This is a genomic window from Brenneria roseae subsp. roseae (genome assembly GCF_003115845.1).
Taxonomy (GTDB): Bacteria; Pseudomonadota; Gammaproteobacteria; order Enterobacterales; family Enterobacteriaceae; genus Brenneria; species Brenneria roseae.
Genome location: NZ_KZ819023.1, coordinates 327,727 through 341,125 on the forward strand (window position 1 = coordinate 327,727; position 13,399 = coordinate 341,125).

The 13,399-nt window shown below is 49.7% G+C and carries 11 protein-coding genes and 1 pseudogene; 4 read left to right on the forward strand and 8 right to left on the reverse strand.

Translation table 11 applies throughout. The features are described from left to right. The first annotated feature begins 7 nt into the window (after nucleotides 1–7). Nucleotides 8–241 (forward strand): YnbE family lipoprotein, encoded by a 234-nt coding sequence (locus DDT52_RS03755; protein ID WP_247595469.1) that lies wholly within the window; start codon nucleotides 8–10, stop codon nucleotides 239–241. A 67-nt stretch (nucleotides 242–308) separates the two neighbouring features. On the opposite strand, the gene DDT52_RS03760 is transcribed toward DDT52_RS03755, so the two are convergent. Next, nucleotides 309–914 carry an FMN-dependent NADH-azoreductase gene (locus tag DDT52_RS03760; RefSeq protein WP_136155161.1) on the reverse strand — a complete coding sequence of 202 codons (606 nt, stop codon included), beginning with the start codon at nucleotides 912–914 and terminating at the stop codon, nucleotides 309–311. Between the two features lie 279 nt (nucleotides 915–1,193). Here DDT52_RS03760 and hrpA point away from each other — a divergent pair, with 279 nt between their 5' ends. The 3 genes from hrpA (at nucleotide 1,194) to DDT52_RS03775 (ending at nucleotide 5,997) form a co-directional block, all read left to right on the forward strand. Then, nucleotides 1,194–5,081 carry an ATP-dependent RNA helicase HrpA gene (gene hrpA / locus DDT52_RS03765; RefSeq protein ID WP_136155162.1) on the forward strand — a complete coding sequence of 1,296 codons (3,888 nt, stop codon included), beginning with the start codon at nucleotides 1,194–1,196 and terminating at the stop codon, nucleotides 5,079–5,081. A gap of 179 nt (nucleotides 5,082–5,260) precedes the next feature. Next, nucleotides 5,261–5,569 (forward strand): hypothetical protein, encoded by a 309-nt coding sequence (locus DDT52_RS03770; protein ID WP_136155163.1) that lies wholly within the window; start codon nucleotides 5,261–5,263, stop codon nucleotides 5,567–5,569. Nucleotides 5,570–5,583: 14 nt separating this feature from the next. Further along, a complete protein-coding gene (locus tag DDT52_RS03775; RefSeq protein WP_136155164.1) occupies nucleotides 5,584–5,997 on the forward strand; it encodes a hypothetical protein in 414 nt (137 codons plus the stop codon). Here DDT52_RS03775 and DDT52_RS03780 read toward each other — a convergent pair. The 7 genes and pseudogenes from DDT52_RS03780 to rstA all read right to left on the reverse strand — a co-directional run bounded on the left by DDT52_RS03780 (nucleotide 5,994) and on the right by rstA (nucleotide 13,306). Continuing rightward, nucleotides 5,994–6,473, reverse strand: coding sequence for an Hcp family type VI secretion system effector (locus tag DDT52_RS03780; protein WP_136155165.1), 480 nt, complete (start codon nucleotides 6,471–6,473; stop codon nucleotides 5,994–5,996). The two genes, DDT52_RS03775 and DDT52_RS03780, sit on opposite strands and share 4 nt — an antisense overlap. Nucleotides 6,474–6,592: 119 nt before the next feature. Beyond that, nucleotides 6,593–7,420: an EcsC family protein gene (locus DDT52_RS03785; RefSeq protein ID WP_136155166.1), complete on the reverse strand. Its 828-nt coding sequence runs from the start codon at nucleotides 7,418–7,420 to the stop codon at nucleotides 6,593–6,595. A gap of 70 nt (nucleotides 7,421–7,490) precedes the next feature. After that, nucleotides 7,491–9,260: a sensor domain-containing diguanylate cyclase gene (locus tag DDT52_RS03790; protein WP_136155167.1), complete on the reverse strand. Its 1,770-nt coding sequence runs from the start codon at nucleotides 9,258–9,260 to the stop codon at nucleotides 7,491–7,493. A 368-nt stretch (nucleotides 9,261–9,628) separates the two neighbouring features. Beyond that, nucleotides 9,629–10,450 carry a trypsin-like serine peptidase gene (locus DDT52_RS03795; protein ID WP_136155168.1) on the reverse strand — a complete coding sequence of 274 codons (822 nt, stop codon included), beginning with the start codon at nucleotides 10,448–10,450 and terminating at the stop codon, nucleotides 9,629–9,631. A gap of 368 nt (nucleotides 10,451–10,818) precedes the next feature. Then, nucleotides 10,819–11,067: pseudogene (gene asr / locus DDT52_RS03805) on the reverse strand (acid resistance repetitive basic protein Asr); the annotation flags it as partial. 197 nt (nucleotides 11,068–11,264) lie between these two features. Beyond that, on the reverse strand, nucleotides 11,265–12,575 hold the full coding sequence (gene rstB / locus DDT52_RS03810) for a two-component system sensor histidine kinase RstB (RefSeq protein ID WP_136155171.1): 1,311 nt from the start codon (nucleotides 12,573–12,575) through the stop codon (nucleotides 11,265–11,267). After that, on the reverse strand, nucleotides 12,572–13,306 hold the full coding sequence (rstA, locus tag DDT52_RS03815; RefSeq protein WP_136155172.1) for a two-component system response regulator RstA: 735 nt from the start codon (nucleotides 13,304–13,306) through the stop codon (nucleotides 12,572–12,574). Before rstA ends, rstB begins: the two co-directional genes overlap by 4 nt. Nucleotides 13,307–13,399: the final 93 nt, after the last annotated feature.

A 13,399-nucleotide genomic window follows, 5' to 3' on the forward strand; every position in this document is an offset into this window, starting at 1 on the left:
TAGAGCCATGAAGCATGGTGGTGTTATGCCGGCAGGTGTCTGTGCGGTATTTTTGCTGGCGGGCTGTGTGCCGCGTATTGAAGTGGCCGCGCCTAAAGAACCGATCACGATCAATATGAACGTCAAGATTGAGCATGAAATTCATATCCGGGCGGATAAAGAGGCCACGCAATTACTGGAAAAATCAGATAACGCAGCGGGTGAAGAGATAAAGAAAAGCGCGCCTGAAGGCGCGCAATAAGACTTCCAAAGCACAAAATTAATAACAGGGTAGTTCGTTAATGATGAGTTAACGGGGTTAAACGCGATTACGCAGCGGCAAACTGGGACAGTTGCGCTTTTGCATCTTCAGCCGCTTTTTTGGCGACATCCGGGCCGTAAGCAATACCCTCGGCGAAAACAAACTCAAGATCGGTGATACCGATAAAGCCCAGGAACACGCGCAGGTAGGGTTCCAGCAGATCGGTCGGCGTACCCTTGTGGATACCCCCGCGGCTGGTCAGTACGATGGCGCGTTTACCTTTCACCAGACCTTCAGGACCTTGCTCGGTATAGCGGAATGTCACGCCAGCGCGGGCAATCAGGTCGAAGTAGTTTTTCAATTGCGTCGGGATATTAAAGTTGTACATCGGCGCGGCGATAACGATAACGTCATGCGCCTGCAACTCGGCAATCAGCGCATCAGACAGCGTTAAGGCTTCCTGCTGACGAGGCGTCAGCGGGGCGTCGGAAGGACGCAGAACACCAACCAGTTCACCATCAAGCACGGGGATCGGCTGAGCGGCTAAATCACGAACGGTAATGCTGTCAGCAGGGTGAGCAGCTTGCCACTCGGCGCTGAAGTAGTCTGCCAGTTGGCTGGACTGAGAAAAATCTGCCAGGATGCTTGATTTCAGAATCAAAACTTTGCTCATTGCCAATTCCTTACGTTGATTGAAGTCGGACACATATTGTGGCGTCTTTTGATGTGTTTCATCTTATGCGCGCGCCATAGGGGTTGAAAGTGCAAATATTCGAGCGCTTTGTTCGATTTTATTGAATAAGGGGGCGTCGGCGTGGTTAGAGCCCCGGCGGGTGTTGTGCTACCATGCACGCCGGAAAATATTCCGGTTTAAGCGACCGGAATCAGGGCGTAGACAGGGTTTATCGCCTGGGAAAGCCCGTAACATGAAAAAGTATTAAGGAATAGCCACGTGAAATCACCGCTCAACGCATTATCTACGCAGTTAAGTGAGTTAATGCTCCGCGATCAGCAACGCCTGCGCCGTCGTTTACAGGGGGCGGCAAAAGTTGGCAACCCACAGGCTCAGGCGGCGATTGCTCAGGAAATTGAGGGGGAGATCGCCGCCGCGCGCCAGAAGGTGGACAATCGGCGTGCTGGCTGCCCGGCTATTCATTATCCCGAACAGTTGCCTGTCAGCCAGAAGAAAGACGCTATTCTGAATGCGTTGCGCGAGCATCAGGTCATCATCGTGGCGGGGGAAACCGGTTCGGGGAAAACCACGCAGCTTCCGAAGATTTGTCTTGAGTTGGGCCGCGGCGTGCGCGGCTTGATCGGTCATACTCAGCCACGTCGGCTGGCGGCCAGAACGGTGGCCGATCGCATCGCGGCCGAACTGGAAACGCCGTTGGGCGGCAGCGTGGGGTATAAAGTCCGTTTTAACGATCAGGTGGGGGATAATACGCTGGTCAAACTGATGACCGACGGCATTCTGCTGGCTGAAATTCAGCAGGATCGGTTGTTAATGCAGTATGACACCCTGATTATCGATGAAGCGCACGAGCGCAGCCTGAACATCGATTTTATTCTGGGATATTTACGCCAGCTTCTGCCGAAGCGTCCTGATTTAAAAGTCATCATTACCTCCGCGACTATCGATCCCCAACGTTTTTCCCGCCATTTTGATAATGCGCCAATCATTGAAGTGTCCGGGCGCACCTACCCGGTGGATGTACGGTATCGGCCGGTGGTGGAAGAAGCCGCGGACAGCGATCGCGATCAGCTCCAAGCCATCTTTGATGCGGTAGATGAACTGGGCCGGGAAGGGCCGGGCGATATTCTGATTTTTATGAGCGGTGAGCGGGAAATTCGCGATACGGCCGATGCGTTGACCAAACTGGATTTGCCGCATACTGAAATCCTGCCGCTGTATGCCCGGTTGTCCAATCAGGAGCAGAACCGGGTCTTCCAGTCACATCACGGGCGACGTATTGTGCTGGCGACCAACGTGGCTGAAACGTCGCTGACGGTGCCGGGAATTCGCTATGTGATTGACCCCGGAACGGCGCGAATTAGCCGCTATAGCTTTCGAACCAAGGTACAGCGTCTGCCGATTGAGGCCATTTCCCAGGCGTCGGCCAATCAGCGTAAAGGGCGCTGTGGCCGTGTCGCTGCCGGGATCTGTATCCGTCTCTACTCCGAGCAGGATTTCCTGTCGCGCCCGGAATTTACCGATCCGGAAATTCTGCGCACCAATCTGGCGTCCGTTATTTTGCAGATGACGGCGCTGGGATTGGGGGATATCGCGGCGTTTCCGTTTGTTGAGGCGCCGGATAAACGTAACATTCAGGATGGCGTGCGGCTGCTGGAAGAACTGGGCGCGATTCAACTGGCGGAAAACGGTCATTACCAACTGACGCCGCAGGGGCGCCAACTGGCGCAACTGCCTATCGATCCCCGTCTGGCGCGAATGGTGCTGGAAGCCCGCAATACGAGCTGTGTGCGTGAAGTGATGGTGATGACTGCCGCCCTGTCCATTCAGGATCCCCGCGAGCGGCCGTTGGATAAAAAACAGGCGTCAGACGAAAAACATCGGCGTTTCGCCGATAAAGACTCCGACTTTCTGGCGTTCGTCAATTTGTGGGACTATCTGCGCGAACAACAAAAAGCGCTCTCTTCCAGCCAGTTCCGCCGGCTGTGTCGCAGTGATTATCTGAACTATCTGCGCGTGCGCGAGTGGCAGGATATCTACACGCAACTGCGTCAGGTGGTGAAAGAACTGGGGATACCCGTAAACAGCGAGCCTGCCGATTATCGCAGTATTCACTGCGCGCTGTTGACGGGGTTGCTGTCGCACATCGGTCAGAAAGATGTTGAAAAACAGGAGTTCAGCGGGGCGCGCAATGCGCGTTTCGCCATCTTCCCCGGTTCAGGCTTGTTTAAAAAACCGCCTAAATGGACGATGGTGGCCGAACTGGTGGAAACCAGCCGGCTGTGGGGACGTATCGCGGCCCGCATCGAGCCCGAATGGATTGAGCCGCTGGCCCAGCACCTGATCAAGCGCAGCTATAGCGATCCGCACTGGGAAAAAGCGCAGGGAACGGTGATGGCGCAGGAAAAAGTCACGCTGTTCGGCTTGCCGATTGTGGCGGCGCGTAAAGTGAATTACAGCCAGATCGATCCCGTACTGGCGCGTGAATTATTCATTCGCCACGCGCTGGTGGAAGGCGACTGGCAAACGCAGCATGCGTTTTTTCGCGCCAACCTGAAATTGCTGGCCGAAGTCGAGGAACTGGAGAATAAATCGCGTCGCCGCGACATTCTGGTGGACGATGAAACGCTGTTTGCCTTTTACGATCGCCGTTTGCCGCGCGACATCATCTCTGCCCGCCATTTTGACAAGTGGTGGAAAACGGCCAGCCGTCAGAATACCGATCTGCTGAACTTTGAAAAAAGCATGTTGATCAAAGACGGCGCGGACAAGATTAGCGCGCTGGATTATCCGAATTTCTGGCATCAGGGCAACCTGAAGCTGCGCCTGTCTTATCAGTTTGAACCGGGGACGGACGCCGATGGCGTGACGGTCCATATTCCGTTGCCGATCCTCAATCAGGTGCATGATGAGGGATTTGAATGGCAAATTCCCGGCGTGCGTCGTGAACTGGTGATTGCCTTGATCAAATCGTTGCCGAAACCGATGCGCCGTAACTTTGTTCCGGCCCCCAATTATGCCGAAGCGTTTCTGGCGCGAGCGACGCCGTTGGAAAAAGGCCTGCTGGAGTCGCTGGAGCGTGAATTGCGGTTGATGACGGGCGTCACCGTGCCGCGTGACGAGTGGCAATGGGAACAGGTGCCCGATCATCTGAAAGTGACGTTTCGCGTGGTGGACGAAAAAAATCGCCTATTGCGTGAAGGGAAGGACCTGAATGCGCTGAAAGATCAACTGAAAGATAAAGTGCAGCAGACGCTTTCCGCCGTGGCGGATGACGGGCTGGAACAGCACAACCTGCACGTCTGGAGTTTTGGTTCTCTGCCCGATTGCTATGAGCAAAAGCGGGGCGGTTACTCGGTAAAAGCCTACCCGGCGCTGGTGGATGAAAAGGACAGTGTGGCGATTCGCCTGTTTGATACGCCCCATCAGCAACAGCAGGTGATGCGTCAGGGGCTACGGCGTTTGCTGCTGCTGAATATTCCTTCGCCAATCAAGTACCTGCATGAGAAGTTACCCAATAAGGCAAAGCTGGGGCTGTACTTTAATCCTTACGGTAAAGTACTCGATCTGATTGATGACTGTATCGCCTGTGCTGTCGATAAGTTGATTAGCGAATTTGGCGGTCCGGTGTGGCAGGAAGACGCTTTCCAGAAATTGCATGAAAAAGTGCGCGCGGAACTTAACGATACGGTGGTGGATATCGCCAAACAGGTGGAACAGATTCTGACGACGGTGTTTGCTATCAACAAGCGCTTGAAAGGGCGCATTGATATGACGCTGGCGCTGGCGCTGAGTGATATTAAAAACCAGATCAATGGACTGGTGTTCCGCGGTTTCGTTACCGACAATGGCTGGCATCGACTGCCTGACGTACTGCGTTATTTGCAGGCGATTGAGCGCCGGCTGGAAAAACTGGCGCAGGACGCTCACCGCGATCGGGCACAGATGCTGAAGGTGGAGCAGGTGCAGCAGGCCTGGCAGCAATGGTGGAATAAACTGCCAGCCGAACGGCGTGACGATGATGAGGTGAAAGCGATCCGTTGGATGATTGAAGAACTGCGCGTGAGCTACTTTGCTCAGCAGTTAGGAACGCCATTTCCCATTTCAGAAAAACGGATACTACAGGCGATGGAGCAGACGGGGTTGTAGGCAGCTTAACTCATGTACTAACCTTATTTTTAAATAATGTTGTTGATTATTCATCTTTGCTCTATATTAATTTTCGATGAAATTCGCACGTGGAGGCAGTAAACTTTCATCTGAAACTGGAACTATAAAACACTAATGGGAGCTATTTTCTCCATATTTCAGTATTAAGAGGGTACACTATGGATGCTTTTTTAGAGAAAAATGGATATTTAGATTTTGAGAGTTCAGGACGGATATATGATTTTAAATCACCTCTTAGTGCTAACGACTATTTCTCAATAGTTCCTGAAAGTCCTTTGCCACCACACACTTCACCAATTATAGATGAAGATACGGGAATGTGTATAGGATATATAGGGCCATCCAGAGGAGGAGTTTATGATATCTATGACATAGATGGTAAATTTGTCACTCTCCACGAGCTACCTTTGGAATCACCACTTATAGACCCGTTTGATATTGTCTTTTTAGGACCATTTTTTATATAAATGATGGAGGGTTTATGATTCATATTCAAGATAATGATACCGATTTTTTCATATATCCTATTGAAAAGATTAAAAATAAAGGAGAAGGGGGTACGCAATATGATAGTTGGTTGGATATGTATATTGAGATAAAATCAAAGGGACTCAATTTTAGTGCAAAATGGGGGTGTTTTGTATGTGACCTAATCGAATTACATACACAATTGTTGAAGTTGAAAGCTAGTGACGATGAATCAATATATTTATTTTCTCCAGATGAGGGGATGCTAAAACTAATATTTGGGAAAAATAAACTTGACACATACTATGTTACATTTACTATATATACTGATATTCGCTCCGACGTTTATGTTCATGGGATATCTGGCATAGATATCCCATCAATGGATAATTTAATCAATGCTGTTCATGAATTGATTAATTATTAATGTATTCTATCCTCCCATATACTATAACCTGATGTCCCTGTTGCATGGTTTGTCCAGATAATATCTTTATAATAAAATAAAACAACCTCGTGAGGTTGTTTATCTGCATGAGTCAAAGAGTGTGGATAATCCACTGAAAGATTTGCGATAGATGCACTATTCAGTTTTATTGTATAATATTTTTTCAATGCCCCTTCCGCCGAGCTTCTATAGAAATCAAAAATGCATTCCAGTATTTCATTTTCAGATATAGAAACACCCAATAACGGTGATGATTTATCCACTAACTTAATTATTTCAACTGGATTATGTTTTACATTTTGATCTCTCGTTATTGTATGTCTGAATGCGAGAGTAAATATCTCATCTTCATGGCCGATCTGATATCGATTACCTATTGAGTCAAAAGTTGAACATCCAGCAGAAATTAGTCCTTGTTTTTTCCCATTTACCGTCATGTAAATAATATTAGCCATATTAATCCCTCTATAGCATCTTTAGAAAAAAATAAAAATCAACAAACCTTGTTTGTTAAAACGACATTATACAATTTCAACGCATAATCAATCGGTTCCAGAGATAATCTCTGACTATTTTAGTCTTTTAACCGCACATATACCGATTTGATTTCTTCTTCACCATATTTTTGCTCCAGCCGTTTGATGATGAAATGGCCTCGCGCCATGTTCTGATAATGATGAATGAACAGGGTATTGATTGCCGCGCCGCTGGCGGCGCCGATGACCGGAACGATTTGGGCGGCCATTTTTTCCGTGATGGTAATGCCCAGCCGTGTCGCAACGGCGTCGATCAGCCTGGCCAACGTCCTGCCGGCCTGTGATGTGGTGATCCTTGCCGAGGCTTTTTCCGCGCCTTTCTTGCTGGCGAGGTCTACCAGTTCACGGGTGGTCTGTTTCGTGATATCGGCAAGAACCGCGCGCGATGCGTAGTAGGCCGAATCGGCGGCGTCATCGCTTTTGGTTTTGCCCCCCAGCGCGAAGACTTCTACGCAGGCCGCTTTAACTGAAAAGTCGCTCAGCGAGAAACCTTCGCTGCGGGCGATATCCGCAACGGCTCGCATCATGATCGTGGTGCTGACGGGTAGTTCGACCATCAATCCTGCTGCCCCGAAAAAGCCACTGACCGCACCTGATGTTGCCGCGGCCAGCTTATGGGTCTTTGGCGATGAGGCGCGCTTTGGCGCGTCATCCAGCGTATATAACGCGGCATCGACCGATTTATGCAGCGCGGCATGAACCACATCCTGCACTTTGTTTTTTACAAACCCCGGAAGTTTAGACAAACTCCATTCAATCGGCCCCCCCACTAAATTCGCCAGCTGAATGGTGATTGAAGGCGCTTCCAGCAATGCAATGGCTTGCCGAATATCGTCCAGGTCCTGCTGATTATCAAAAATGGTCATAACGTATTTAAAATCCTGCTGGTTATTACGGTATTTTTATGACGTGATGCACGCGATGTGACAACGTGCGTTACTGAGCTTTATGAAGCGCTAACCAGGTGGTGAATGCCTCCGGTAACATCGGCTGGGAAAAATAGTAGCCCTGAACTTCATCACACTCTAATTGGATCAGATAGTCGAGCGTGTCTTTATCCTCGACGCCTTCCGCCAGTACCAAATAATTGAGTTTATGCAGCATACTGATGATGGATTCGACGATAATTCGACTATTCTTATCAGTTTTAATATCTTTTATCAGCGACTTATCCAGTTTTATGACCGTGGCCGGAATATTCTTCAGATAGTTTAAATTGCTGTAGCCCGTGCCAAAATCATCAAGGGAAATAATAAACCCATGTTCTGATAACGCCAGAATAGTGGCAAGTGCTTCAGAACTTTCAATGATTTTCTGTGTTTCCACACATTCAATTTGAATATCGCGCGGAGTTAAACCGTCGCTATCAAGAATATTGATTAAACGCGCAATAAAATGGTCTTCAGCAAAATTGCCGGCGGCAACATTAATGGATACGGGAAATAAAAGTCCCGCCTGACGCCAGATTTTTAGCTGTCTGGCTGTCTGTTTAATGACCCACTCCGTCAGCGGGCGCATCAGCGTTGTACCTTCCGCCAATGGAATAAATTGATCCGGGCAGATTTCACCTAACGCGGAGTGATGCCATCGGATTAACGCTTCTGCGCCAGTCACGGTATTGTTCATAACATTCAGCTTTGGCTGATAAACCAGATACAGACCGGGTTTGTCGTTCTGTAATAGGTCAGACAGCTCGTTGAGCAAGGTGAAAGCCTGCTGCTGGATTTTATCGCTGTCTGGGCTGTAGGCACAGTAACGAACATTGTTATTGATGGCATCATGCAATGCGCTCATGGATTCGCGCAGGATACGCTGCGGTTCATCCACGGGGATCTGGAACGCGGTATAGCCAGCAAACAGATCCAGTTTTAATGGCACATGGCTGGTAATGCTGTCCTGAATGCGAGTTGAACAGGAAACCAGCTCTTCAAGCACTTGCGTTTTCATGTCGGCCTTCACCAGCAGCGCGAAACGACCTACGGCCGCACAGTAAATACTCTCATGGGCATGAAAAGTCAGGCTCAGAAACATGCCGATATCTTTCAGGATGTTTTCTACGGTCGGCATGCCGAGCGAACGCCCCATCTCATAGGCATAAGAGATATCAATGCTATCAATCAGTATCAACAGATAGTTTTCATGGATATCCGTCATATTGCTGATATCTTCTATCAGCCGCTGGCGGTTTGGCAGCATGGTTACCGCATCAACCAGCCCGATGGCGTTGCGGTATTCAATCAACGCCATGGCAATGGCGGCTAAATCTTTGAGCGTGTGCAGTTGTATCTTGCTGAATGTCCGGGGGATATAATCGATGGCGCAGAGCGTACCGATGGAATAACCTTCTTTTGTGATGAGAGGTATCCCCGCGTAAAAGCGAATCTGCGGCGCATTGGTCACATATGGACTGTTTTTAAAATGCTTATCCTGTAATGCATCCTTACATATCAATATATTTCCTGTCTGCACCACAAAATGATCGAATGATCCGACTTTTTCCATTTCGGTCAGAGCGAAATGAGTCCTGGCTTTAATGTGTTGTTTCTTTGTGCCACTAATCGTAATCAGCGACGTTGGCATTTTTAGCAGCTGACAAGTCAGATCGGTGATTTTATTAAGGATATCATCTTGAGATATATCAAGATTTTTGAGTCCATCGAGAGTTTGCATGCGTTTTTTTTCATCATGGTTGAGATGTTTTAACATGTAACCCCGCTTTCCCCGTAATAATGGGCAATACAACTGATTTAATTATATTTAAGCACAGTATTTATAGAGTGGGTAAAAATCATGTGGTTTATTGTAAAGTCGATGTCCGTTTTATTGGCGTGGCGTTGGGTGAAATGAAAGTTGCCGGTGGTTGACATGGCTAAATTAAAATAATCCGCATTTTGCACATCGTAATAAATAATTATTATCTTTATTTTTTTTGTTACGTAACAAATTATAAAAATACGTTTTTTCTTAAAAAATAACATGATATCAGGCGTCAATATACCAATAAATTTTGAGGTACAGACACCGTCCCCAAAGCGGAGCGCCAAAGAAAAGGGCAAATAAATAGCGCTGCGATATTAGCGGGCGGCGTCCTTTGCCAGTGTATTCAGCTGCTGGCGGATGGCCGTCACTGAGACGGCGCGGTTGTCGGCTCGGTGACGATCGCTGGCAGCGGGCGCCGAGCTCTGAATACCGATTAATATCCATTCGGATGCCGTGTTCAGCATGAGCGGAGAACCGCTGTCGCCGGGCAGCGTATCACACCGGTGTGATAACACCGCAGGCTGAACCCAGCCGGTAACCAGACAATCCTGATGGCGGTACAGCGTATCCTGATGGTCTTCGGGGTAACCCGCCTGCGTCACTCGCTGCCGGTTTTGGTGTAATGCCTCGATCAACGATTGACGATTACCTTGCCACATGGGGAGCGGAACAATTCCAGGCGGTGTCTGTTTTAACCGGATCAGCGCATAGTCCCATGGCGCGGCGGCATCAGGAACGATCCAACCTTCGCCATCGACTTTCAGCTGTTTGCTGAGTTTTTTATTCACCAGGGCTTCAATTTCTTTGGTTTCATAGCGCCAGCCATCCTCTGTTGCCAGGAAGCGCAGCGCGACGGGCTTGTCTGGCTGTCCCCCGGGGGGGGTTAACACACAATGTCCGGCCGTCAGGGCAAGATGGGGAGAGATCAACGTTGCGGTACACAGATTGCCACTGGCGGTTTCCAGTTGGCCGATGGCTTGCCATGGCCACTGGGAGGTATCGGTCACGCGATCTCTATCATCATGATTAAAAAACAAAATCTGTTGCTGCTTTTCTGCCTCGGTGGCGGCGGTTTCTGCCCCGCTGGAGGACACGATAAGGAATAATGAACATAACAATCCGACTGATATGCGCATGTAATATTGTGCCTTACGTTAAAAGTCAGTGAGTTGCCAAACAGGTTAAGTGAAATAACTATAGCTGCATTTTGCCTTGACGCGGTGAGGCATGACGGTAGTTTTCAAGGTAAAACGAGGGTTAACCCAAAGGGTTACAGAAAAAAGAGCAGGGCAATGCATCCACAGAGAAGTACGAGGGATAACAAGATTTCAAATGAGTAACGACGCAGCATCATCCGATATCCCATAAAATAAACACCCGGAAGATCGGGTGTTTGATTGTTATCTGAAACGCAATTCGTTTTTCGCCGGGTAACAGAGAGTCTGGCGCTTGTTACATCAACTGGACTCTCTGTCATGGCGGGGAAGCGGCGAATCTTTTATCAGGCCGCCGGCTTGGTGGTAGCGGGTTTCGCAGGCTTCGCCTTCTTCACATGCTTTTTAGCCGCCTGGGCTTTTTGCACCGCAGGGTTGGCCTTTTTCACCTGTTTTTTCGCATGGTCTGCTTTGGCGTGAGCAGCCGTTGTTGCCGCCGCTGACGCTGGTGCAGGGGCGCTGGTTGTGGTGTCCGCTGCAAATGCTACAGAGGACAGACCCAGAGCCGCACCTGCGATCGCCACTAATACTTTATTCATCATCATTTCCTCGTTATCTCATTCACATGTCGTGACCCGGATTTGGGTCGGTGAAATGAGCATAAGGAAAAACGTGAAAAGCTTCCGTGAGTGATTGGTTTCGGCATGTAACCAAATGTACAACCGGGATATCAACAGGATATGGATTCGGTTCGCAGTCCTGCAACGATGATACTGATTGCGCGCCTGTCCGAGCATTAACGGGAGATCGGCAACGCCGTCGCGGCGACAGTTTTTCTCGGCCAGCAGAAGCGAAAACGGGCGCCGCCAAGCGGGCTGCCGTCAACCGTAATGGTGCCCTCATAAGCGCGAGCGATGGCGTGTACGAGCGCCAGCCCCAATCCGCAACCGCCGCTGCTGTTTTCTATCCCTGCGTCAAGACGAACAAAAGGTTCAAAAATACGATCGCGGCTATCCGGCGCAATCCCCGGGCCGTCATCCTCAACCTGTAAACAAATCGTTTGGTCATGGTTCAGCAATAGGCTGATATGCAGCCGTCGGTGACAAAAGCGTAACCCGTTATTGACGAGATTATTCAATACCCGCTCCATCAGCCGCAGATCAAGCGCGCCAACGCCTTCCGTCAGGGGCATATCCAGCGTAATGGTTTTATCCGGATGGATCAGCCGGAAGTCATCAATTTTGGCTTGCAACCAAACGGGGAAATCGATCTCGGCGAGATGCAAGGTGACCTGATGACGGTCCAGTCGGGCATAGGTAAGCAGTTCGTCAATCAGCGCTTCAAGCTGACCAATATCCCGATTCAACGCCTGCTGCTCTTCATCCGTCAGATTATCGCTCATCGCAAGCCGGTAACGCAGGCGTACCAGCGGCGTGCGCAGTTCATGGGCAATATTGTCAATCAGCTGTTTTTTACTGGCGATCAGCTGATTCAGGTTATCCGCCATCAGATTAAAAGCGACCCCGAGTCGGAACAGGCTGGAGGTATTGTCAAAGTGGGTTCGCTCTTCGAGGTGACCGTCTCCCAGACGTTGCGCCGCATTTTCCAGCTTCAGCATCGCTTTCCAGTGCGGGCGCATCCACAAAAATACCGGCAAGGCCAGCGACAGGCCAATGAGCATCACCAGCACCAGATCCAGCAGGCGCATTTCGTGCAGGAAAAACAGATAGGGAATGGGACCGACGGCCAACACATAGCGACTGCGAGGAATGCGTTGGATAAAGGTATATTCATCTTCGAGCGCCACGATTTCACCCTGATTAAGACGTTGCCTGGTTTTGGCGGGCAGCGAGTATTTATTCAGCGGTTCAATTTGCAGCTTGAATGACAGATTCAAATCCAACTGGTCGATGGTCTTATGCCAGTCGCGGGGGGGAATGGTTCTCAGCTCGTTGCGGATCAAATAGAGCGAACTCTTCATCAGGTCGTCCATGGACTGTCGTCCCGCGCGCTCTGCCGTGACTTTATACACCAGCCCAACCAGTAACGTCATCACCACGAAACAGGCGAACAGTAACAGAAAAAACTGGATAAACAGTTTTTTCATGGTGCGGCGCTCTCCCAGGTATTAGGGGCAAACAGGTAGCCTTTATTACGCACGGTCTTGATACGGAACGGTTCCAGCGGATTGTCGTACAATTTTTTCCGCAGTCGTGAAATGGCAACGTCAATGCTGCGATCCATACCGTCGTAGCTGACGCCACGCAGGTTTTTCAGCAGCGCGTCGCGGTCCATAATGTGTCCGGCATGGGTGGATAACTGCCAGAGCAGATCAAAGTCAGCGGTGGACAATGCGATATTTTCTTCACCCAGCGTCACCTCGCGGTTTACCGGATCGATACACAGCAAACCAAAATGCAACGGTTTGTGAACCTGTAACGATGCCGCCGCGTTCTCTATAGCGGCCTGGGGTGTAACGGCATACTGACGGAAGTGTAAGCGCAGACGGGCGAGTAAAACGGCGGGCGGCGTGGTTTTCAGAATATAATCGTCAGCGCCCATCTCCAGCGCCAGAATATGGTTCATGTCACTGTCCAATGAGGTGAGCAGAACGATCGGGCCGCTGTATTGTGGACGTAATTCCCGGCAAATGGTCATGCCATCTTTTCCGGGCAGCATGATATCCAGCAACACCAGATCGGGCTGTTGCCGCGCGATAAACGCCAACGCGTTATCGCCGCGGGGTTCAACCTGAACATCAATATCGTGTTTTCCCAGATAAGCGGCAATCAGCTTGCCGACTTCCACATCGTCTTCCACAAAAACAATCTTCTGCATGGTATCCGTATCGTGATAAAAACAATCTGTACCAGCATAATCCCATCAACCCGTTGGCACTAGCGGGGAAGCGTAAACGGGTGTTAAGGCGCG